This is a genomic window from Streptomyces sp. NPDC086147 (assembly GCF_040702165.1).
Classification (GTDB): Bacteria; Actinomycetota; Actinomycetes; order Streptomycetales; family Streptomycetaceae; genus Streptomyces.
On the sequence record NZ_JBFBJO010000004.1, the window covers coordinates 454,417 to 477,628 of the forward strand.

The 23,212-nt window shown below is 72.5% G+C and carries 16 protein-coding genes; 10 read left to right on the forward strand and 6 right to left on the reverse strand.

Translation table 11 applies throughout. The annotated features are described in order from the left end of the window. The first annotated feature begins 122 nt into the window (after positions 1 to 122). The 5 genes from AB0398_RS12740 (at position 123) to AB0398_RS12760 (ending at position 7,494) form a co-directional block, all read left to right on the forward strand. Positions 123 to 1,541, forward strand: coding sequence for an extracellular solute-binding protein (locus AB0398_RS12740; RefSeq protein ID WP_366374347.1), 1,419 nt, complete (start codon positions 123 to 125; stop codon positions 1,539 to 1,541). 122 nt (positions 1,542 to 1,663) lie between these two features. Continuing rightward, positions 1,664 to 2,623, forward strand: a complete 960-nt coding sequence (locus AB0398_RS12745; protein WP_366374349.1) for a sugar ABC transporter permease — start codon at positions 1,664 to 1,666, stop codon at positions 2,621 to 2,623. A gap of 15 nt (positions 2,624 to 2,638) precedes the next feature. Next, positions 2,639 to 3,514 (forward strand): carbohydrate ABC transporter permease, encoded by an 876-nt coding sequence (locus AB0398_RS12750; protein WP_366374351.1) that lies wholly within the window; start codon positions 2,639 to 2,641, stop codon positions 3,512 to 3,514. A gap of 120 nt (positions 3,515 to 3,634) precedes the next feature. Beyond that, positions 3,635 to 5,245, forward strand: coding sequence for a glycoside hydrolase family 13 protein (locus AB0398_RS12755; protein WP_366374353.1), 1,611 nt, complete (start codon positions 3,635 to 3,637; stop codon positions 5,243 to 5,245). A 194-nt stretch (positions 5,246 to 5,439) separates the two neighbouring features. Continuing rightward, on the forward strand, positions 5,440 to 7,494 hold the full coding sequence (locus AB0398_RS12760) for a glycosyl hydrolase family 28-related protein (protein ID WP_366374355.1): 2,055 nt from the start codon (positions 5,440 to 5,442) through the stop codon (positions 7,492 to 7,494). Positions 7,495 to 7,595: 101 nt separating this feature from the next. Here the strand turns inward: AB0398_RS12760 and AB0398_RS12765 are convergent, their stop codons facing one another. Continuing rightward, entirely contained in the window at positions 7,596 to 9,245 is a 1,650-nt protein-coding gene (locus AB0398_RS12765) for an allantoin permease (RefSeq protein WP_366374357.1), read from the reverse strand. Between the two features lie 302 nt (positions 9,246 to 9,547). Between AB0398_RS12765 and AB0398_RS12770 the strand changes: the two genes are divergently transcribed. The 5 genes from AB0398_RS12770 to AB0398_RS12790 all read left to right on the forward strand — a co-directional run bounded on the left by AB0398_RS12770 (position 9,548) and on the right by AB0398_RS12790 (position 15,041). Further along, a complete protein-coding gene (locus AB0398_RS12770) occupies positions 9,548 to 10,807 on the forward strand; it encodes an FAD-dependent oxidoreductase (RefSeq protein WP_366374359.1) in 1,260 nt (419 codons plus the stop codon). After that, positions 10,804 to 11,571, forward strand: a complete 768-nt coding sequence (locus AB0398_RS12775; protein WP_366374360.1) for a DUF1365 domain-containing protein — start codon at positions 10,804 to 10,806, stop codon at positions 11,569 to 11,571. The genes AB0398_RS12770 and AB0398_RS12775 overlap by 4 nt, the downstream gene beginning before the upstream one ends. A gap of 142 nt (positions 11,572 to 11,713) precedes the next feature. After that, positions 11,714 to 12,940 (forward strand): cyclopropane-fatty-acyl-phospholipid synthase family protein, encoded by a 1,227-nt coding sequence (locus tag AB0398_RS12780; protein ID WP_366374543.1) that lies wholly within the window; start codon positions 11,714 to 11,716, stop codon positions 12,938 to 12,940. After that, entirely contained in the window at positions 12,937 to 14,223 is a 1,287-nt protein-coding gene (locus AB0398_RS12785; RefSeq protein ID WP_366374361.1) for a cyclopropane-fatty-acyl-phospholipid synthase family protein, read from the forward strand. The genes AB0398_RS12780 and AB0398_RS12785 overlap by 4 nt, the downstream gene beginning before the upstream one ends. Beyond that, a complete protein-coding gene (locus AB0398_RS12790; protein WP_366374363.1) occupies positions 14,220 to 15,041 on the forward strand; it encodes a DUF1295 domain-containing protein in 822 nt (273 codons plus the stop codon). The genes AB0398_RS12785 and AB0398_RS12790 overlap by 4 nt, the downstream gene beginning before the upstream one ends. Positions 15,042 to 15,066: 25 nt before the next feature. Here the strand turns inward: AB0398_RS12790 and sbnA are convergent, their stop codons facing one another. From sbnA to AB0398_RS12815, 5 genes are read right to left on the reverse strand one after another with little or no spacing between them, the layout of a single operon-like run. Beyond that, positions 15,067 to 16,065, reverse strand: coding sequence for a 2,3-diaminopropionate biosynthesis protein SbnA (sbnA, locus tag AB0398_RS12795; protein WP_366374364.1), 999 nt, complete (start codon positions 16,063 to 16,065; stop codon positions 15,067 to 15,069). A 60-nt stretch (positions 16,066 to 16,125) separates the two neighbouring features. Further along, entirely contained in the window at positions 16,126 to 17,172 is a 1,047-nt protein-coding gene (gene sbnB / locus AB0398_RS12800) for a 2,3-diaminopropionate biosynthesis protein SbnB (RefSeq protein ID WP_366374365.1), read from the reverse strand. Beyond that, positions 17,169 to 18,161: a TauD/TfdA family dioxygenase gene (locus tag AB0398_RS12805; RefSeq protein WP_366374367.1), complete on the reverse strand. Its 993-nt coding sequence runs from the start codon at positions 18,159 to 18,161 to the stop codon at positions 17,169 to 17,171. The genes sbnB and AB0398_RS12805 overlap by 4 nt, the downstream gene beginning before the upstream one ends. A 26-nt stretch (positions 18,162 to 18,187) precedes the next feature. Further along, positions 18,188 to 20,671 carry an amino acid adenylation domain-containing protein gene (locus AB0398_RS12810; protein ID WP_366374369.1) on the reverse strand — a complete coding sequence of 828 codons (2,484 nt, stop codon included), beginning with the start codon at positions 20,669 to 20,671 and terminating at the stop codon, positions 18,188 to 18,190. Continuing rightward, positions 20,671 to 23,199: a Pls/PosA family non-ribosomal peptide synthetase gene (locus AB0398_RS12815; RefSeq protein WP_366374371.1), complete on the reverse strand. Its 2,529-nt coding sequence runs from the start codon at positions 23,197 to 23,199 to the stop codon at positions 20,671 to 20,673. Before AB0398_RS12815 ends, AB0398_RS12810 begins: the two co-directional genes overlap by 1 nt. Positions 23,200 to 23,212 lie beyond the last annotated feature (13 nt).

Sequence of the window (23,212 nt, forward strand, 5' to 3'; positions counted from 1 at the left end):
GAGATATTGCGTTCACTTGTTGGTGGTGGTTGAGTGTGCCGCACCCCCGCAACGCCACCAGCGGTGGGGAGACCTCCCGTTCACGCATCGCTTTCCTCATCCATGCCCAAAGGGGTCCACTCATGAGAAGTGCCCGGTTCCGCCGCAGCCGTCGTGCCGCCGCGATCACCCTCGTCTCCGCCCTGTCGCTGACCGCGCTCGCGGCCTGCGGCACGAGCAGCAGCAACGACGACAGCAGCGACGGATCCCAGCAGAACGGTTCGTCCGACCCCACCGCACCGCTGGACCCCAAGACGAAGGTCACGCTCACCATCGACTGCATGCCGCCCACGGCGAAGGCGGCCGAGCTGAAGGAGTGGAAGGAGGACGTCGCCGAGTTCAACAAGACGTACCCGAACGTCACCATCGAGGGCCGCTCCACCCCCGGCCAGTGCCTGGAGCCCCCGCGCTTCACCGCGATGCTCAAGGCCAAGTCGCAACCGGACGTGTTCTACACGTACTTCACCGACCTGCCGCAGGTCCTCGACAACGACGGCGCCGCCGACATCACCGCGTACGTCAACGACAAGACCGTGCCGCTCCTCAAGGACATCGACCCCGGCGTCCTCGGCTCCCTCAAGCACGACGGCAAGCTGTACGGCCTGCCCACCAGCAACTACACCATGGGCCTGCTGATCAACCGCAAGCTCTTCAAGGACGCCGGACTCGACCCCGACGCCCCGCCGCGCACCTGGGACGAGGTCCGCGCCGCCGCCAAGAAGATCGCCGGCCTCGGCAACGGGACCGCCGGCTTCGGCGAGTACAGCGCGAGCAACACCGGCGGCTGGCACTTCACCGCCCAGATGTACAGCGTCGGCGGCGACGTCGTCGACGCGAGCGGCAAGAAGGCCGCCTTCAACAACGACCTCGGCAAGCAGGTCGCGAAGAACCTCCACGCCATGCGCTGGGAGGACGACTCCATGGGCAAGACCCAGCTCCTCCAGTGGGGCGACCTCCAGAAGCAGATCGCCACCGACAAGCTCGGCATGTTCCTCGCCGCGCCCGACGACATCGCCTACATGGTCCAGCAACTCGGCGCCACGTACGAGAACTTCGGCATGGGCCCGATCCCCGGTGGCAAGAACACGCTCGCCGGCGGCAACAACTACATGATCAAGAAGGGCATCTCCGGCGACAAGATCAAGGCCGCGATCGCCTGGCTGAACTTCAAGAACCTCACCGTCGGCAAGGGCCAGTTCGACTGGGCCCGCACCAAGGCCGACAAGCTCCCCGTCGGCGTCCCGCAGCCCAACTTCTGGCTGAACGAGTCCAAGACGAAGGACGACGCCGCCCGCGTGGAGCACGCCACCATGCCGGTCGCCAACTTCAAGACCTTCATGGACAACCCCGTCGCCGGCAAGGCCGAGCCGCCGAAGGCCCAGGAGGTCTACAAGGTCCTCGACAACGTCATGTCCGGCATCCTCACCAACAAGGACGCCGACATCGACAAGCTCCTCTCGACCGCGGAGACGCAGGTCAACCAGGTCCTCGCCAACCAGTGACCGGTCGGGCGCGGGGCGGGCGCCCGCCCGCCCCCGCCCAGCGGGGCCGGCCGGACGCCGCCCCGCCCCACCAGCCCGCCCGATCGGGCACCAGAACCGGCAGACAGCACCAAGGAGCGACCATGTCGGCCCCCAGCCTGACCCCGAGCAAGGCGGACCCCGCCCGCCCGGCCCCGCCGCGCGAGACGACGCCCGCGCCCGCCCCCGGCGGCTTCGCCCGCGCCCTGCGGCGCAACCTGACCGCCCACGGCTTCCTCATCGGCGCGGTCCTCTGCTTCGGCGTCTTCTCCTGGTACCCGATGGTCCGGGAGTTCCTCCTCGCGTTCCAGAAGACGGAGAACGGCCGCACCACCTGGGTCGGCCTCGACAACCTGGTGACGGTCGTCAACGACCCGGCCTTCTGGCAGGCATGGGGCAACACCGCCCTGTTCACCGTCCTCGCCCTGCTCCTCGGGTTCGCGGTGCCGTTCCTCGTCGCGGTGGTCATCAACGAGTTCCACCACGGCCAGGGCTACCTCCGGCTGCTCGTCTACCTGCCGGTGATGCTGCCGCCCGTCGCCTCGGTCCTGCTCTTCAAGTACCTCTACGACCCCGGCTACGGCCTCCTCAACGAGCTGTTCACCTCGATCGGCCTGCCCGAACAGCAGTGGCTCCAGGACCCGGACATCTCGATGCTCGCCGTCGTCATCGCCTCGACCTGGATGAACATGGGCGGCGCGACCCTGATCTACCTCGCCTCGCTCCAGTCCATCCCCGGCGAGCTGTACGAGGCCGCCGAGCTCGACGGCGCCGGACTGCTGCGCAAGATCTGGCACGTCACCATCCCGCAGACCCGGCTCATCCTCTCGCTCATGGCGCTCATGCAGGTCATCGCCACGATGCAGGTCTTCGTGGAGCCGTTCCTGCTCACCGGCGGCGCCGGCCCCGAGGGCTCGACGACCACGATCGTCTACCTCATCTACCAGTACGCCTTCAACTTCAACAACTACGGTGCCGCGGCGGCGCTCGGCCTGCTCCTGCTCGTACTGCTCGCCGGATTCTCGGCCGTGTACGTCAGGCTCAGCCGCGCCGAGGACGAGTAGGACCGGAGACCAGCCATGTCCACACGTACGCTCATCTCGCCGGCCGTCCTCGCCAGGCCCCGCGGCAGGGTCCTCTACTGGACCGTCTTCGCCGCCGTCGTCCTCCTGTTCACCCTGGTCTTCCTCGGCCCCCTCTACTGGCTCGTGTCCAGCGGGTTCAAGGACGCCCAGGAGGTCATCCAGACCCCGCCCACCCTGGTCCCGAACACCTTCGAGCCCGAGAACTACTCACGGGCCTGGGAGGTCATGGACCTCGCCACCCTCCTCTTCAACACCCTCTACTACGCCTTCGGCGCCCTCGCCTTCCAACTGGTCCTCGACGTGGCGGCCGCCTACTCGCTGTCGAAGCTGCGGCCCGTGTTCGGCAAGGCGATCCTCGGCATGATGCTCGCCACGCTGATGATCCCGGCGACCGTCCTCGTCGTCCCGCAGTACCTGACCGTGCTCGACGTGCCGGTCGTCGAACGCAACCTGCTGAACACGCCGTGGGCGATCTGGCTCCCGGCCGTCACGAACGCCTTCAACATCTTCCTGCTCAAGCGGTTCTTCGACTCCATCCCCAAGGAGCTGCTCGACGCGGCCTCGATGGACGGCGCCTCGCCCACGCGGGTGCTGTGGTCAATCGTGCTGCCGATCTCCCGGCCCATCCTCGGCGTGGTGTCGATCTTCGCGATCGTCGGGGTCTGGAAGGACTTCCTCTGGCCGATGCTCACCCTGCCCGACCCGTCGAAGCAGACCCTCAACGTCGGCATCTACTCGCTCTCCAACGGCGTCCCGGTGAACGTCCTGATCGCCGCGCTCACCATCGCCTCCCTCCCCACGCTGCTGATCTTCCTGGTCTTCCAGCGGAACATCATGAGCGGCCTCACCGCCGGCGGCCTCAAGGGCTGAACAGGCCCGAGCCCCCGCCCCGTCACGAGCCCGCACCCCATAAGCCTTCGCCGCCGGCCCACCCGCCGCCCCGCCACCGGGCCGGCGGCGAAGAACCGCCCTGCCCGAAAGGAACGTCCCGTGGCAGCCCCTCAACCGCCCCGCACCGACGACTGGTGGCGCGACGCCGTCATCTACCAGGTGTACCCACGCAGCTTCGCCGACGGAGACGGCGACGGCACCGGGGACCTCGCGGGCGTCCGGGCGAGACTGCCCCACCTCGCCGAACTCGGCGTCGACGCGGTCTGGTTCACCCCCTGGTACGCCTCCCCGATGGTGGACGGCGGCTACGACGTCGCCGACTACCGGGCCATCGACCCGGCCTTCGGCACCCTCGACGAGGCCGAGAAGCTCATCGCCGAAGCGGCCGAACTCGGCCTGCGCGTCATCGTCGACATCGTGCCCAACCACGTCTCCGACCGGCACGCCTGGTTCCGGGAGGCCCTCGCCGCCGGCCCCGGCAGCCCCGAGCGGGAACGCTTCCACTTCCGCCCGGGGCGCGGCGAGCACGGTGAACTCCCGCCCAACGACTGGCCCTCGCAGTTCTCCGGGAACACCTGGACCCGGGTCCCCGACGGCGAGTGGTACCTCCACCTCTTCACCCCGGAACAGCCCGACCTCAACTGGGCCCACCCCGACGTCCGCCGCGAGCACGAGGACGTCCTGCGCTTCTGGTTCGCGCGCGGCGTCGCCGGCGTCCGCATCGACTCCGCCGCCCTCCTCACCAAGGACCCCGACCTCCGCGACTTCACCGAGGGCGTCGACCCCCACCCGTACATCGACCTCGACGAGATCCACGACGTCTACCGCTCCTGGCGGGCCATCGCCGACGAGTACGGCGGCGTCTTCGTCGGAGAGGTCTGGCTGCCCGACGCCGAGCGCTTCGCCCGCTACCTGCGCCCCGACGAACTGCACACCGCCTTCAACTTCAACTTCCTCGCCTGCCCCTGGGACCCGGACCGGCTGCGCCGCACCATCGACGACACCCTCGCCGAGCACGCCCCCGTCCACGCCCCCGCCACCTGGGTCCTCTGCAACCACGACGTCACCCGCACCGCGACCCGCTACGGGCGCGAGGACACCGGCTTCGACTTCGCCAAGAAGCGCTTCGGCACCCCCACCGACCTGGACCTCGGCACCCGCCGGGCCCGCGCCGCCGCCCTGCTCACCCTCGCCCTGCCCGGCTCGGTCTACCTGTACCAGGGCGAGGAGCTCGGCCTCCCCGAGGCCGACGTCCCCCGCGACCGCATCCAGGACCCCATGCACGCCCGCTCCGGCGGCACCGACCCGGGCCGCGACGGCTGCCGCGTCCCCCTGCCGTGGGAGGCCGACGCCCCCGCGTACGGCTTCGGCACGCACGCCGGTACGGAACCGTGGCTGCCGCAGCCCGCCGACTGGGCCCGCTACGCCGTCGACCGGCAGGCCGCCGACCCCGGCTCGATGCTCGGCCTCTACCGCACGGCGCTGCGGCTGCGCCGCGGCGAGCCCGGATTCGGCGACGGCCCGCTGGAATGGCTGCCGTCGCCGGAGGGAGTGCTGACCTTCGCCCGCGCCGAGAACCTCCTCTGCGCCGTCAACCTCTCCGACCGCCCCGTACCCCTCCCGCCGCACACCGGCGTCCTGCTGGCCAGCGACGAGCTGCCGGCGGACGGCACCCTCCCCCCGGACACCGCCGTCTGGCTGCGTACCTGACCACGCCGCCCACGGCGGGACACCCGGCGCGCGGCCCCCCGGGGGAGGGGCCGCGCACCGGGCCTGCCGCTCCCACGCTCCGGGCCCGCGCCCGGGGCGACGCCCGCATCGCCCCGGACAGCCCCGCACCACCCGGCGCAGACGCGCATCATCCCGGACAGCCCCGCGTCACCTCAGACAGAAGTGAGCCCGACATGAATCCGAGCCGATCCGGACGCGGCGCGCGCAGCGGCCGAAGAGCCTTCCTGGCCGCCGCCGCCCTCGCCCTGAGCCTGAGCGTCACCCTCGACGGCGTCGCGGCGGCGGGCACGGCGGACACGGCGGACCGGAGGCCGGCCGCCGGCACCGCCCGCCCGGTGGTCACCCGGGCGGCCCTCGCCCCCGAGCTCGTCACCGGCCGCGGCGCCACCGTCGCCCTCGACGAGCAGGAGGCGGAGAACGCCGCCACCGACGGCACGGTCATCGGGCCGGACCGCACCCCGTACACGCTCCCCTCCGAGGCGTCCGGACGCTCCGCGGTACGGCTGGCCCCCGGGCAGCACGTCGAGTTCGTCCTCCCGCGGAACGCCAACGCGCTCACCGTCCGCTACAGCATTCCCGACGCGCCCGGAGGCGGCGGCATCACCGCCCCGCTCGACGTCACCGTCGACGGACGCCACCGCGCGACGATGACGCTGACCTCCCAGTACTCCTGGCTGTACAACCAGTACCCCTTCACCAACGACCCGCGCGCGGACCTGCTCCACCCCGACTGGTGGATCACCGAGTGCGCGTGCGTCCCGGCGGCCACCACGCCGAAGCCGGAGATCACCAAGCCCTTCCGGCCCACCCACTTCTACGACGAGCAGCGCCTCCTCCTCGGCCGCACCCACCGCGCGGGCGACCGGATCCGCCTCACCGTCCCCGCCGGCAGCCCCGCCGCCTGGACCGTGATCGACCTCCTCGACACCGAACTGGTCGCCCCGCCGCACGTGGAGCGCGGCGGCGTGAACGTCCTGGCCTTCGGCGCCGACCCCACCGGACGCCGGGACGCGGCCCCCGCAGTCGAGCGCGCCATCGCCTTCGCCCGGCGCGTCGACCGGCCCGTGTACCTCCCGCCGGGCACCTTCCGGGTCGACCGGCACATCGTCGTCGACGACGTCACGATCGTCGGCGCGGGCAACTGGCACACCGTCCTCAAGGGCCGTCAGGTCACCCTCGCCGAGCCCGCGCCCGACGGCTCCCGCCACACCGGCGTCGGCCTCTACGGCAGGAGCGCCGCCGAGGGCGGCAGCCGCGACGTGCACCTGCGCGGCTTCGCGATCGAGGGCGACGTCCGCGAGCGGATCGACACCGACCAGGTCAACGCGATCGGCGGAGCCATGAGCGACTCCACGATCGACGGCCTCCACCTGCACCGCACCAAGGTCGGCCTGTGGTTCGACGGCCCGATGTCGAACGTACGGGTCACGAACAACGTGATCACCGACCAGATCGCCGACGCCCTCAACTTCCACACCGGCGTCACCGACTCGCTCGTCCACAACAACTTCGTCCGCAACACCGGCGACGACGGCCTGGCCATGTGGTCGGACGCGACCGCCGACGCGCGCAACACCTTCTCCCGCAACACCGTCCAGTCCCCGACCCTCGCCAACGGCATTGCGATCTACGGCGGCGAGGACAACACCGTCAGCGGCAACCTGGTCGCCGACCCGGTCCGCGAGGGCAGCGCCCTGCACGCCGGCTCCCGCTTCGGCGCCGAACCCTTCACCGGCACCCTCCGCTTCACCGGCAACACCACCGTCCGCGCCGGCACCCTCGACCTCAACTGGCGGATCGGCCTCGGCGCCATCTGGTTCTACGCCCTGGACAGGAGCATCGACGCCGACGTCCGGGTCACCGGCGACCACTACCTCGACTCCACCCACAACGCGATCATGCTCGTCAGCGAGTACGGGGTGAAGGACGAGGTCGGCCTCCCGGCCGTCCACTTCAAGGACATCCGCGTCGACGGCACCGGGAACTCCGTCCTCAGCGCTCGGGTGAAGGGCTCCGCCACCTTCGAGAACGTCGACGCCCGCAACGTCGGGGCCGTCGGCGTCAACAACTGCGGCTCCTTCAACTTCCCCGCCACGGGCTCGGAGTTCGCCCTGACCGACCTCGGCGGCAACGACGGCGGCTGGCTCGCCCCGTGGCTCCTGCCCAACACCATCACCTGCGACGACCGCCCCCCGGTCGTCGCGCCGCCGGCGCCGTCCACCTGGTGACGAACCCCCGGCGGGCGTAGGGGCTACGGAATCTCCGCCCGGGAGCGCGCGATCGGCCGCGCTCCCGGTGCCGGCCGGTCACACCGGGAGGCGGCGGAGGCTCAGGCGGCCGACGGCTGTGCGGGCAGGACGTGGGCGCCGGCCTTGTCGGTGCTCAGGCAGAGGGAGCAGACGACGGCGTCGTGGGTGGCGCAGGCCGCGAGGTCGGGGCGTTCGTAGGACTGGTGGCAGACGTGGCAGTCGTACGTCGTCCCGCTGGGGTTGCCCTCGGCGTCGAGCAGGGGCTCGTCGATGCCGTCGGTGGTGCGGCGCAGGTAGTACCTGCCCCGGGTGACGATCGCCATCAGCGGGGTGAGGACGAAGGCGATGACGACCGCGGCGACGGGGGAGTACGGCTGGAGGGTGTCGCCGAGGGCGTGGAAGTACATGGCGATGGACAGGCCCGAGGCGGCGACGAAGGCGACGACGCCGACCGGATTGACCGCGTGGAGCATGCCGCGGCGGAACTCGGGCTGGAGCGGGGAGAGTTTCAGCAGGTACTTGTTGACGCCGATGTCCGTGGCCACGGTGACGATCCAGGCGATGGCGCAGTTGGAGTAGAAGCCGAGGACGTCGTTGAGGAAGCTGAACATGTCGGCTTCCATCAGGACGAGCGCGAAGCCGAGGTTGACCAGGACGAAGACCATGCGGCCCGGGTAGTGCCCGGTGACGCGGGTGAAGGAGTTCGTCCAGGCGAGGGAGCCCGAGTAGGCGTTGGTGACGTTGATCTTGATCTGGCTGATGACCACGAGGACCACCGCCAGCGGGACGACCATCCAGGACGGCATCATCGCGTCGAAGGCGCTGCGGAACTGCTGGATCGGCTCGGGCGCGGCCTCCGCGCCGACCTCGGCGATGATGTACACGGCGAGGAAGACGCCGATGGCCTGCTTCAGGGCGCCGAGCACGACCCAGCCGGGGCCGGCCATGACGACGGCGGTCCACCAGGCGCGCTTGTTGGCCTCGGTCCTGGGCGGCATGAAGCGCAGGTAGTCGATCTGCTCGCCGATCTGCGCGATGAGCGAGAGGCACACGCCGGCGCCGAGGAGTACGGACGCGGTGTTGACGCCGCCCTCGCCGTCGGTGCCCGCGTAGGAGAGGAAGCGGTCGACGGTGCCCGGGTCGTTGGCGACCAGGTAGACCAGCGGGGCGACCATCAGGACCAGCCAGAACGGGGTCGTCCACACCTGGAGCTTGCTGAGCGCCTTCATGCCGTAGATCACCAGGGGGATCACCATCAGCGTGGAGACCAGGTAGCCCAGCCACAGCGGCAGTCCGAGGCCCAGCTTCAGCCCCTGGGCCATGATCGACCCTTCGAGGGCGAAGAAGATGAAGGTGAAGCTGGCGAAGATGACGCTGGTGAGGACGGAGCCGTGGTAGCCGAAGCCGGAGCCGCGGGTGATCAGGTCCAGGTCGATGTTGTAGCGGGCGCCGTAGTAGGCGAGGGGGAAGCCGGTGACGAAGATGACGACCGCGGCGACGGCGATCGCCACGAGCGCGTTGCCGGTGCCGTGCGCGAGGCCGATCCCGGCGCCGATGGAGAAGTCGGCCATGTAGGCGATGCCGCCGAGCGCGGTGGTGGCCACGACCATGGGGGACCAGCGGCGGTAGGTGCGGGGCGCGAAGCGGAGGGTGTAGTCCTCCAGGGTCTCCTTCGTCGCCTGGGACGTCGGCGACGCCGTGGTCCGCACCGGTGATTCGGTGGTGGTCATGAGCGTTCCTCCGGGGGTGCGGGTGGGTGAGGGGGAGAGCGGTGGGGGCACCCCCGGTTGGCGCCGTCGGCAGCCGGGGACTTCAGTACGGCTTCGCGTCCATGAGCGGACACGCTAGGAACGGCTCGTTTCCCGCAGGGCCCGCTCGTGGTGAACGGCCTGTTTCCGGGACCTCACCCGGCGTCACATTCGGGTCCGCCACGCCACTTCGAAGGATCACCGCCCAATCCGTCCGCCCGGCGGCTGCGAAGTACGGGCGGATCACGTCGCGGCCGCGGCGTGTCGGAGGGCGGGAGACTCGTGTGGAACAACGCAAGGTGGCAGTGATCGGCGCCGGGGTGGCGGGGCTGACCGCCGCCTACGTCCTGTCCTCCGCGCGCGAAGTCACCCTGTACGAGGCGGACGGACGTCTCGGCGGCCATGCCCACACCCGGGAACTGGCCGGGCCCGGAGGCAGGCCGGTCTCCGTGGACTCCGGCTTCATCGTCCACAACGAGCGCACCTACCCGACCCTGTTGCGGCTCTTCGACGAACTGGGCGTCGCCACGCAGGACACCGAGATGAGCATGTCGGTACGGTGCGACGGCTGCGCGCTGGAGTACGCGGGCGCCCGCGGGCCCGCCGGGCTCTTCGCCTCGCGCGCCGCCCTGCGCGGCCGTCACCTGCGGCTGCTGACCGAGGTCCCCGCCTTCCACCGCGCGGCCCGGCGCCTGCTGGACCGAGGGGGAGATCCGGGCGTCACGTTCGGGGACTTCCTGCGCGACAACGGCTTCTCCCCCTATTTCGTCAGCCACTTCGCGCTCCCGCTGGTGTCGGCGGTGTGGTCCTGCCCGGCCCGCACCGCCCTCGTCCACCCGGCCGCCCACCTCTTCGCGTTCCTCGACCACCACGGCCTGCTGTCCGTCACCGGGTCCCCGCAGTGGAGGACCGTCACCGGCGGCTCGGCCGCCTACGTCGCCACCGCCGCCAAGCACATCCAGCGCGTCCTCGCGGCCAGCCCCGTCGAGACCGTCCGGCGGACCGGCCGCGGCGCGCTCGTCACCACCAGGGACGGCGCCACCGAGACGTACGACGCCGTCGTCGTCGCGACCCACCCCGACCAGGCGCTGCGGATGCTCGCCGACGCGACCCCCGACGAACGGCGGGTGCTCGGCGCCTTCACGTACTCCCGCAACCCCACCGTGCTGCACACCGACACCTCCGTCCTGCCCCGCTCGCCGCGTGCCCGGGCGTCCTGGAACTACCACCTGACCGGCTGCGACCCCTCCACCGACCCGGTGCGGGTCAGCTACGACATGCGGCGCCTGCAACGGCTGCCGGCCGGAGCCGAGTACGTCGTCACCCTCGGCGGCGACGACCTCGTCGCCCCGGACCGGGTGGTCGAGCGCATGGTGTACGAACACCCCGTCCACACACCCGCCTCGGTCGCGGCGCAGAGGGAACTCCCCGGACTGAACACCGGGGTGACGGCGTACGCGGGCGCGTGGCACGGCTGGGGGTTCCACGAGGACGGCTGCCGCTCCGGCGTGCTCGCCGCGCTCTCCCTGGGAGTGCGGTGGTGACCGGCGCCGCTCCGGCGACGCCCGCGCTGTACGAGTGCGTGGTCGCCCACGCGCGCACCGCGCCGCTGCGCCACTCCTTCCGGCACCGCACGTACCTGTGGTGCGTGGACCTCGACGCGCTGCCGGCACTGCCCGCCCCGGTCCGGCCGCTGGCCCGCTTCGACGCCCGCGACCACTTCACGGGCCGCGCCGGGTCGATCCGGGCGGGCCTCGACGCGTACCTGGCCGGCCACGGCGTCGACCTGGGCGGGGGACGCGTCGTGATGCTCGCGCACGCGCGGGTGTTCGGCTTCGTCTTCAACCCGCTGAGCGTGTACTGGTGCCACGACGCCTCCGGCGCCCTGGTGTGCGTGGTGGCCGAGGTCCACAACACGTACGGACAGAGGCACTGCTACCTGCTCCGCCCCGACGACGAGGGGACCGCCGAGACGGACAAGACCTTCTACGTCTCCCCGTTCTTCGGCGTCGAGGGCCGCTACCGGATGAGCCTGCCGCTGCCCGGCGGGGAACTGCGCCTGGCGGTGCGGCTGCGGACCGCGGACGGCCGTCCGTTCACCGCGACCGTACGGGGCCGCCGGCGCCCCGCCACCGTCGCCGCCCTCCTCGGGTGCGCGGTGCGCCGGCCGTGGTCGACCGCCGCCGTGTGGGCCGGGATCCGCCGCCACGGCATCCGCCTGTGGCTGCGCGGCCTGCCCGTACGGCCCCGCCCCGAGGACGGCCCGCCCTCCCGGCCGTGCGGCCGGCCGGCCGCCCGCACGCGCTGACCCCCTCGCACCCCACGCAGAAGGACACCCCGCTGTGAACCCCTCCTCCCCGGTCTTCCCCGATCGCGCCCGCGCTGCGCGGCGGGCCGCTTCCGTGCCGGTCCAGCCCGGTCCGGTCGCGGCCGTCCGCCCCGCCGGCACCGTGGACGTCGTGGACGCCGGCCGATGGCCGGACGTGGCCCGGCCGCCGAAGGCGTCGCCCGGCCGGACGGCCCTCGCCCGCCACCTGGTGCGCAAGGCGCTGAAGGACCTGTCGCTCCTCGCGCCCGAGCGCGTCGCGGACCCCGCCGCACCCTCCCCGCCCCGCCTCGTGCTCCACGATCCGGACGCCTTCTACCGCAGGATCGGCAGCGCCGGTCTGATCGGCTTCGGCGAGTCCTACATGGCCGGGGAGTGGGACAGCGACGACCTGCCCGGGGTCCTGACCCGCCTCGCCGAGCACGTCGACGACCTCGTGCCCGCCCCGCTGCGCCGGCTGCGCTCCCTGTGGGTGCCGTCCCGGCCGGCCGCCGACCGCAACACCCCCGACGGGGCACGGCAGAACGTCCACCGCCACTACGACCTGTCGAACGAGCTGTTCACCACGTTCCTCGACCCGACCCTCACCTACTCCTCCGCGCTGTTCCCCGCCCTCCCCGCCCGCTTCGCGTCCCTGCGGGACGCCCAGCACCGCAAGATCGACCGGCTCCTGGACCTCGCCCGGGTCGGCGCGGACACGAGGCTCCTGGAGATCGGCACCGGTTGGGGCGAGCTCGCCCTGCGGGCCGCGGCCCGGGGCGCGCGGGTCACCACCCTCACCCTCTCCCGCGAACAGGCGGACCTCGCACGCGCGCGCGTGCGGGAGGCCGGCCTGGCCGACCGGGTCGACATCCAGCTGCGCGACTACCGGGACGCCGAGGGCCGCCACGACGCCGTCGTCAGCGTCGAGATGATCGAGGCGGTCGGGGCCGAGTACTGGCCCTCCTACTTCCGGACCCTGCGCGACGCGCTTGCCCCCGGCGGCAGGATCGCCCTCCAGACCATCACCATGGGCCACCGGCAGATGCTGCACACCGCCGCCACCCACACGTGGATCAGCAAGTACGTCTTCCCCGGCGGCCTCATCCCCTCCCGCGAGGCCGTCGACGAACACTCCGCCGCCGCCGGACTGCGCACCGTCGCCGACAACGGCTACGGCCCGCACTACGCGGAGACCCTGCGCCTGTGGCGGGAGCGGTTCACCGCCCGGCGGGACGACGTCGCCGCCCTCGGCTTCGACACCGTCTTCCGGCGCATGTGGGAGCTGTACCTCGCCTACTCGGAAGCCGGCTTCCGCTCCGGCTACCTCGACGTCCGCCAGATCCTCCTGACCGAAGGGACCCCCCGATGAGGCCCGCCGCCGAACGCCTCGCCGAACTGCTCGGCCACTTCGTCACCGGCCCCCTGCCGGTACGGCTGCGCGCCTGGGACGGCAGCACGGCCGGCCCCGCCGACGCGCCCCACGTCTCGCTCCGCTCTCCCGCGGCCCTGCGCCGCCTGCTGTGGCAGCCCGGCGAACTGGGCCTGGCGGAGGCGTACGTCACCGGGGACCTCGACGTCGAGGGAGACCTCGCCCTGGCCCTGTCCCGCGCGGGCCGTGCCGTCCGCGACCAGGGGACCGCCCGGCCGGGCCCGGCCGCCCTGGCGGCGGCCGGCGCCCTCGCCCTAGGCCTGGGCGCGGCCGGGCCGCCGCCGCGCCGGCCCGACGGCCGCGCCCGCCTCGGCGGACGCCTGCACACCACGGGCCGCGACCGGGCCGCGATCAGCCACCACTACGACCTCTCCAACGACTTCTACGCCCTGCTGCTCGACGAGTCGATGGCGTACTCGTGCGGCTACTGGACCCGGCCCGACGACCCCTCCTACGGTCTGGCCGACGCCCAGCGGGACAAGCTCGAACTGATCTGCCGCAAACTCGGCCTGCGCGCCGGGGACCGGCTGCTCGACGTCGGCTGCGGCTGGGGCTCGCTCGCCGTGCACGCGGCCCGCGAGCACAAGGTCCGCGTCACCGCCGTCACCCTCTCCCGCGCCCAGCGGGACTTCGTCGCCGACCGGTGCCTCCGCGAGGGCGTGGCCGGCCTCGTGGACGTCGAGCACGGGCACTGGCGCCACATCGACGCGGCGGGCTTCGACGCGGTGTCCACCGTCGAGATGGGCGAGCACGTCGGCGACGCCGAGTACCCGGAGTTCGCGGCGAAGCTGCACGGCGCGCTGCGCCCCGGCGGCCGGCTGTTCGTCCAGCAGATGTCCCGGGGCGCGAACGCGCCGGGCGGAGGGCCGTTCATCGAGACCTACATCGCCCCCGACATGCACATGCGCCCCGTCGGCCGGACCGTGGACGTGCTGGAGTCCGCCGGTTTCGAGGCCCGCCACGTCGAGTCCGTCCGCGAGCACTACACGCGGACCATCGACGCCTGGCGCGACCGGCTCGAATCCGAGTGGCCCCGGTTCGAGGCGCTCGTCGGCACGACGACCTGCCGCGTCTGGCGCCTCTACCTGGCCGGCGCCTCCCTCGCCTTCTCCGAGCGGCGCATGGGCGTCGACCAGATCCTCGCCGTCCGTCCCACCCGTGAGGGCGGTTCGGGCGTGCCGCCCACTCCCGCCGTCTGGTACGGCCCGGACGGCCGGCCGTGAACCCGCCCGACTGGGGCGCGCTCGTCCCCTCCCTCCTCGCCACGGCCGCCGCGGCGGTGGCGGTCCTGCTCGTCACGTTCGCCGTCGCCGTCCGCCTGGGACTGCACCGGATCGTGGACATCGCCTGGGGCCTCGCCTTCTGCTCCGTCGCCGTCGTCTCCTTCGCGCTGTCCGACGGGCACGGCGACGACGGACGGCGGCTGCTGGTCACCGCGGCCACCGTCGTCTGGGGCCTGCGGCTCTCGCTGCACATCGCCCACCGCTCCCGGGGCCACGGCGAGGACCCGCGCTACACCGAACTGCTCGACAAGGCTCCGGGAAACCGCACCTGGTACGCGCTGCGCACCGTGTACCTGCTGCAGGCGGGCCTCGTCTGGCTGATCTCGCTGCCCGTCCAGCTCGCCGCCCACAGCCCCTCGCCACTGGGCCCGCTCGACGCCGTCGCGGTGGCCGTGTGGGCGGCCGGGCTGGTCTTCGAGGCCGTCGGCGACCACCAGCTGGCCCGGTTCAAGGCCGACCCCGCGCACCGCGGCCGCGTCATGGACCGGGGACTGTGGGCGTGGACCCGCCACCCCAACTACTTCGGCGACGCCCTCGTCTGGTGGGGCCTGTACCTCCTGGCCTGCACCACCTGGCAGACGGCCCTCGCCGGGCTCGTCTCCCCGGTCGTCATGACCCTGCTGCTGACCGTCGGCAGCGGCAAGCGCCTGCTGGAGAAGCGCATGGCCGACCGTCCCGGCTACGCCGCGTACGCCGCCCGGACCAGCGGTTTCCTCCCCAGGCCACCGCGCCGTACCCCCTCGGGGCACAGGAGGTGACGACGCACGGCACGGGGGACGATCCTCATCGCCCGTTCTCCGCCCCGCCCGCGTCGACGGTCCTCCTGTCCGGCAGGAGGACGTCGTCGCCGTAGAGCGCCTGCGCCCAGTTGGACTGGTAGATCGTGTCGAGGTAGCGCTCGCCGAGGTCCGGGGCGATCGCGACGGCGGTGGTCCCCCGGGCGCCGTGGCGGGCGAGCCAGCCGGTCGCGCCGCTGACGACCGTGCCGGTGGACCCTCCGAAGAGGAACCCGCGCCGGGCGAGCATGCGGCAGGTGCGCACGGTGTCAGCCTCCTCGACGGCCACCGCCTCGTCCACGTACGCCTCGTCGAGCAGCGGCGGCTTCATGCTCATGCCGAGGCCGGGGATCATCCGGCGCCCCGGCACGCCGCCGAAGATCGCCGAACCGACGCTGTCCACGGCGACGATCCGCACGGACGGCTTCCAGGCGCGGAAGAACCGCGCGCAGCCCATCAGGGTCCCCGTGGTACCGACCCCGACGAAGAGGGTGTCGAGCTGCGGGAACGCACGGGCGATGGCCGGCGCCGTCCTGCGGTAGTGGGCCTTCCAGTTGTCCGCGTTGGTGTACTGGCTGAGCCACACGCACCGGTCGTCGGAGGCGCACAGGGCGCGGACGAGGGCGAGCCGCGCTCCGAGGAGACTGCCGGTGCCCGCCTCGTCGGAGACGACGTGCACCTCGCTTCCCAGGGCCTCCATCATCAGACGGGTGGTCAGGTTGCAGTGGGAGTCGGTGACGCAGAGGAAGCGGTAGCCCTTGCCGGCCGCGATCATGCTCAGCGCGACGCCGAGGTTGCCCGAGGACGACTCGACGAGGATCGAGTCCTCGGCGAGGAGCCCGTTCCGCTCGGCGGCCTCCACCATCTCGGTCGCCGCCTTCAGCTTGATGGAGCCGGCGAAGTTGAACCCCTCGCACTTGAGGAATAGGGGTTGCCCGGTCGTCGGCCCGAGGTCGACGTACAAGTCCTCCTCGTTGAAGGCCTGAGGGACGGATATGACGGTCACGGTGCTCTCCTCCTCGTGGTCGGACCGTCCGGCCGGGCGGCCCGGCGGGACGGGACCGCCTCATCCGTAGCGGTTCAGTTCGTCGAAGAAGCTGTCGACGAGCATCAGCCGGCCGGACCGGGCCACCTCGTCGTAGACGTACTTGCCGACCGCCAGGTCGAGGACGCCCAGGCCGAAGGGCGAGAAGATCACGGGGCGGTCCGGCGGCGGCTTCACGCGTCCGGCCATGACGTCGTCGAGCGTGCCGTGGAGGAAGGCCCGGTCTCCGGTGAGCCGTTCCGTCAGGTGGGGCGAGGTCGACTCCCTGAGGACGTGCTCGGTGTCGTCGACGATGTTGGTCGCGGACAGCAGGACCTGGGGGGCGAGGTCGCGCAGCGAGATGTGCAGCACGAGGGGGTTGTGGTCGAACCACGAGGCCTCGGTGACGTGCGGCCGGCCGGCGACGGTCGCGAAGACCACCAGGTCGCTGGTGCGGATGAGCGTCTCGGCGTCGCGGTGCACGGTGACGGGCCCGGTGTCCCCCGCCTGCTCCAGGTAGAGCCGGAAGCCGGCCGCGCTGTCCGCCGACAGGTCGTGGACGCCGGTGTGTTCGAACGTCCACCCGGTGCCGGTGAGATAGGTGTGGATGTAACGGGCGATCAGGCCGGTGCCGACGAACCCGACGCGGGTGGGCCGCGGCCGGCCCCGGCTGAGCCGGTCGGCCGCCGACGCCGCGGACGCGGCCGTCCTGGCGGCGCTGATGACCGAGCTCTCCATGCAGGCGAAGGGGTAGCCGGTGACGGGGTCGTTGAGGATCAGGACGGCCGAGGCCCGGGGAAGGCCCGAGCGCACGTTCGCGGGGAAGCTCGCGATCCACTTGAGGCCGTCCACCCGGGCCCCGTCCCCTCCCAGGGAGGCCGCGAGGGCGATGATGCGCGACGCGGGCCGGTCGGTGAACCGGAGGAAGGAGGAGGGCGGGTTGACGGTGTGTCCCTCGGCGTGCAGCCGGTAGGTGTCCTCGACGACCCGCGTCACGGCGCTCTCCCGGCCGTGGAGGACCTCCTTGACCTGCCGTCCGGGAACGACGGCGAACGGCGGCACCACGGGCGCGGCGACGGAGGCGGTCATGCCTCGGCCCTCCTCGACGGCAGGTCCGGGGACGGCGGGTCGACCGGTTCGGCCATGGCTACCAGGACGTCGCGCGGCCCCGTGTAGGCCTCCCGGCTGTGGGCGGCGCGCAGGTTGTCGACGAGCATCAGGTCACCGGCCCGCCACGGCCGGCGGACCGTCGCTCCCTCGTACGCCTCGTTGATCCTTTCGACCACGTCCCGGGGCACCGGGTCGCCGCCGCCGTAGCGCGTGGTGAAGGGCAGACCGTTCGGGCCGTACTCCTCGATCAGGAACTCCCGCACCTCGGGGGCCATCGTCCACTCGCTCAGGAAGGCGATCTGGTTGAACCAGCAGCGCAGGCCGCTGACCGGATGCCGCACCACCGCGGCGCGCCGCTGGCGGGTGCGCAGCGTTCCGTCGGGCTGCCAGGAGGTCTCGATGTCGTTGGCCCGGCAGTACGCGTCGACGGCCTCCCGGTCCTCGGTGCCGAACGCCTGGGACAGGGTGGCGCCGATCTCGCCGTTGTAGGAGCGTTCGAGCAGCCAGCCCTCCTCCGCGAAGCGCTCGACCAGCGCGGCGGGAAGGGCCTCCAGGACGGCGGCGGCGTCGGCCAGAGCGGTGGCTCCGCCGCCGGTCGGCGCCTCCAGGCAGGCGAACAGGAGCAGCCCGGGGCAGCGGCGCGCGTAACTCAGCTCGTGGTGCATGCACATCGGCTGGTTGGCGGGCCAGACGGCCGACGAGTAGACGCCCTCGCCGCGCGTCTCGCGGGGGGCGAAGCCCTCCGTCTCCCGCACGGGCCGGTCGGTCACCTTGCGGACGACCGTCTCGACGTCGGCCGCGCCTCGCAGGTCCAGTCCGCCGACGAGGACCGCGCCGTGCTCGGCTACCCGGTCGAGCAGCTCCTTCCGGTAGGAGTCGGGCCAGGCGGCCGGGTTCGGGGGTGCCGCGCTTTCGCGGATCGCCGTGGGTTCCGGTGTCTGCGGCTTGCGGAACAGTGCGGACAACATGTCGTTCCTCTCCATCGGTACATGGTTCACGGGGTCGTCGGCGGTGCGGCGGTACGAGTGGTCTCGGGGCCCGCCGGGGTCCGGCGGGCCCGTTCGTCGATCAGGGCGGCCAGGTCGGCCAGGACGGGGCGGGCCGTCAGGTCGCGCGGGGAGACGGCGCGGTCCAGTACGACGGCCAGGCGCACGGCGGACAGGGAGGTGCCGCCGAGGTCGAAGAAGTCGTCCTGGCGGCCGATGCCGTCGTCCGGTAGGCCGAGGACGTGCGCCCAGGCCGTGGCGAGCCGCCGCTCGCCCGGCGTGCGGGGCGCGTCGCGCCCGCCGTCGGACCGGCCGAGGTTCCGGGCGAGGGCGCCGAGGGCCGCGCGGTCGGTCTTGCCGTTGGGCGTGAGCGGCAGGGTCTGCCGCCAGTGCGCGGAGGACGGGACCATGTAGGCGGGCAGCAGCTCGCCGAGTCGCCGGAGCAGGACGTCCTCGGCCTGCGGCCGTGGCCCGGTGCAGAACGCCACCAGCTGTCGCGCGTGGGTCTCCTCGCCGGTGACGACGACGGCGCCGTCGTGGACGCCGGGGAGCCGCAGCAGGGCGTTCTCCACCTCGCCGATCTCGACGCGGAACCCGCGGATCTTCACCTGGGCGTCGCGGCGGCCGTGGTATTCGAGCTTCCCGCCCGGCAGCCAGCGCCCGAAGTCCCCTCCGCGGTAGAGGCGTTGCCCGGGATGGTACGGATCGGGAAGGTAGCAGTCCCGGGTGCGCTCCGGGTCGTTCACGTAGCCGCGGCCCACGCAGACCCCGGAGAAGACGACGGCTCCGGGAGCCCCGAGGGGAACCGGCACCAGGTCGTCGTCGACGACGTAGACCCGTACGTTGGCCACGGGCCGGCCCAGGGGGATCCGGTCGCCGTCCGGCACGCCCGTCAGCACCTCGTGGTTGGTGTCGTCCGACGTCTCCGTCAGCCCGTAGGCGTTGACCAGGGGGACCGCGGGCAGCGCGGCGAACCAGCGCCGGACGAGTCCCTTGCGCAGCGCCTCCCCGGTGACCGACACGCGGCGCAGGTCGGGCAGCCGGCGCGGTGCGCGCTCCAGCGCGGACAATAGGACGTCGAGGTACGACGGGACGACCTGGAGCACCGTGACCCGCCCGTCGGCGACGGTGTCGAGGAACCTGTCGGCGTCGAGGACGGCCTCCTGCCCGACGAGGAGGGTCCGCCCGCCGGCCAGGGGCCCGGCGAGCAGCTGCCACAGCGAGATGTCGAAGCACTGCGACGCGGTCTGCGCCACGACGTCGCCCTCCCCGATGCCGAGGTCGTCGACCTTCGCCAGGAGGTGGTTGAGCATGCCGGCGTGTTCGCACAGGGCGCCCTTGGGCTCGCCGGTGGAGCCGGAGGTGAAGTAGACGTAGGCCAGCCGGTCCGCCGCCACCGGGACCCCGGGGTCGTCGGCGCGGGCGGTGCCCTCCGCGACGTCGGGGACGAGCAGGGTGCGCGTGCCGGGCCGGGTGTCGAGGGCCCGGTCGAGGTTCCGGGAGGCGTCGGGCTCCGTGAGCACGAGGGCGCAGTCCGCGCGGGTGAGCATCGCGGCGATGCGTCCGGGAGGGTAACCGGGGTCGACGGGCAGGTAGGTGCCGCCCGCCTTGAGGACGCCGATCACCGCCGCCATCCAGTGCAGCGTGCGTCCGGTGACGACGGCGACGACGTCCTCGGGCTCCAGCCCCTCGGAGAGCAGGGCCCGGGCCAGGCGGTTGGCCCGCTCGTTCAGTTCGCGGTAGGTCCAGCGCGTGCCGCGGCGCTCGGCCGCGACGGCGTCGGGCCGTTCGCGCGCCCGCTCCTCGAACAGTTCGTGGAAGCGGCGGTCCGGGAGCGGCCGGGCGGGACCGACGAGCTCCTCGGTCTGGAACCGGATCTCCTCGGCGGACAGCAGGGTGCGGCGCTCGTGGTGTTCCCCGGGAGCGGTGGCGATCCGTTCGAGGGCACGGAGGTGGTAGCCGCCGATGCGGGCGGCGGCGGCGCCGTCGAGCACATCGGTGCGGTGGCGCAGGCGCAGGACGCGCGGGTCGTCCTCGGACACGCTCACGCACAGTGCCGTGCCGTCCGGTGCGCGTCCCTCCCCGGAAGGGTCGAACACGACGTCCGGGAGCCCGTCGGCGCGCCCCTCCGTGGGGAGCAGCAGCGCGCGGCGGGCGTCCTCGACCAGCCGGCGCCAGGTGCCCGGCCCGACGGTCAGCCGGAGGGCCGTCGGACGGCGCGCGCCCGGAGCCGGGTAGCCGGTCGTGACCTCGGCGTCGCCGGACAGCGCGGAGAGCACCTTCGCGTGGGCGGCCAGGAGGACGGCGGCGACCGGCACCCCGAACTCCTCGGCACGGGTGCGCAGCGCGGCGGTCAGCCGGTCGGGGAGGACGGTCCCGGCGTACTCCGCCGTGCCCGGCACCGGGTGGGGGGTCCACCTGGGCACGGTCGTGAACGCGCTGTCTTCGGGGGCTTCCTCGGGCGGTACGCCCGTGATCGCTGTTTCCGTCATCACCGTTCGTCTCCCTGGGTGTCGCGCTCCGGGCCGGCCGGCCGTGCGGGGTTCCCCGACCACCGGCCGCGGTCGGGGACCGTCTCGCCCTTCATCAGGAAGCAGTCCGCCGCCAGGTGGACGCCGTCGCCGACCGTGGCGCCGTAGTGGACGAGGGCGCCCACCCCCAGCGTGGAGCCGGCGCCGATCCGGCTGGTGTCGGACTTGAAGGTGCCGTCCTCCTGTGAGTGGCACTGGACGACGCTGCCCGCGTTGAGGGTGCAGCCGTCCCCGATGGTGACCATGGTCCGTTCGGTCAGGCTGCACCCGTCGTCGAACACCGACGCGCCGATCCGGACGCCGAGCAGTCGCCACACGAGGCTCTTGAACGGGGTGCCGTTCAGGACCTGCAGGTACGCCTCCGACGGCACCTTCCAGTACCGTTCGCGCCGCCAGAAGCGGACGTCGTAGATCGAGCAGAAGAGCGGTCCGAGCGGGTGCGCCGCCGTGACCAGGCGCTCGATCAGCACGTAGTACAGGACGGTGAACGGCAGCAGCACGGTGTTGGCGAGGGCGAGGACCGTGACGCCCCATGAGGCGTACAGGTCGGCCGCTCCCGCGTAGAGGAGGGTGATCACGAAGAAGTACAGCCAGCCGGTGAACAGGAACCACGCCATGGTGGCGGCGTTGTGCCGGTTCTTGGCGTGCAGACGGCGGCGCAGCCCGTCCCCCTCCGCGAGGGCGTCGAAGGTGCTGTCCCGCGCCACCGACCGGGGGATCTCGAAGCTCGGCGACCCGAGCAGGCCCACGTCGTGCCGGAGCGGGCCGTGCACGGGGACCATGACCTTGGTCGCCAGGAGGCAGTTGTCGCCGGTCCTGCCCCGGGAGGGGTACGCGATCCTGTTGCCGAGGAAGTTGTGCGCGCCGACGGCGGTGCGGGTCACGCGGAAGGACGTGCTGGAGTAGTCGGCGTTCATGAGCGACAGCCCGTCCGCGACCATGGTGCCCCGGCCCACGGAGCTCAGCAGGGGGCTCTCGTGCTTGACCGCGGTGCCGAAGTTCGAACCGGTCTGCTCGGCGGCGGACAGGTCGTAGCCGATCCAGCGCAGGTAGTGCACCACCGCGGAGCTGTCGCCGAACAGGCGCGTCATGAACCTTCTGTTGGTCAGCAGGGCGACCGTCCGGTGCGCCGCGTGGTGGACGCCGTACAGGGGATACACCCGGCCGGGGGTCACGAACCGGCCGAGGACGCGGGAGACGACGGCCAGCGCGATCAGGACGACCGGGATGCCGCCGAAGAAGAAGACGCCCGTCACCAGCATCAGATCGGCGTAGAAGACCCAGTCGGCGAGCGCGGCGGGCCCCGCTTCCAGGACCGTCGTGAGCTGCGGGGCCTTCGAGAGCAGCACGTCCAGGCATCCCACGGCGAGCGGTGCGAAGACCAGCAGCGCCATGACGATCTGGGCGGCGCCGTGGCCCGCGCGCCGTACCGTGCCGCAGCGGGCCGGGGCCACCGCCAGGAAGTCCGCGTCCGTCGGCCGTCCCGGCGATCCGTGCCAGTGCTCGCCGTCGGGCACGCGCTGGCCCCGGTGGAGCGAGGACGCGTGGCCGAGCTGTGCTCCGTCGCCCATCGACGTGCCGATGTCCAGGACCGTCGCCTCGCTGACGACCACGTCGCGCCCGAGGGTGACCGCGCCCGTCTCTATCGCGGCGTCGTGGGCGCGGTAGCAGCCGAACAGGACGTCCTTGCGGATGACCGTGCGGTCGCCGACCGCCAGGAGGTCGGTGCACACGGGCACGCTGCGGGAGAGGACGGTCACTCCGCGTCCGATCCGCGCGCCGAGGGCCCTGAGGTAGAGGACGTAGAGCGGGGAGCCGACGGCCAGCGCCATCGGATTCGCCCGTATCAGCGTCTTGACCAGCCAGAAGCGGACGTACGCGAGGCTCCAGACCGGGATCCGCCGCGGCTTCCAGCGGCCGACGAGGACCCACTTCGCGAGGATCGGCAGGGTGCACAGGACGAGCAGGGCCACGGCGCCGAACACGACCGACCGCAGGTACGCGTCCCCGAGGCCGGCACCGGCGGAGATCCAGTCGTAGCCGCGGGCGGTGACGAGGGCGAGGAGGAAGGCGTAGCCGACGAAGCACAGCAGTTGCAGCGCACCGCACAGCGCCTGGCGACCGCGTGCCGCCGGGGGCGCGGGGCCGGGCGGGCGGGCCTCGGGGACGGGCGGCGCGGAGCCGGGAGGGCGGGCCTCGGCGACGGGAACGGCGGGGGCGGGAGCCGGTTCGTCGTCGAAGAGCGTGCTCAGGCTTCTGATCGTCGGATGCCGGTAGACGTCCCTCATCGACACGTCGGGAAGGCCGCCGTGCTTCCGCACCCGTGCGCAGAAGTGCGCCATGACCAGGGAGTCCGTACCCAGCTCGTCGAAGAAGTTGCTGTCGAGGGGTACGTCGTCCAGATGGGCGACGTCCGCGAGCAGCCGGGCCAGCGCCTCCTGCGTGCCGGTGCTCTCGCGATGCCCGGCGTCGAGCGACTTCTGCGTCATGGGAGAACTCCCC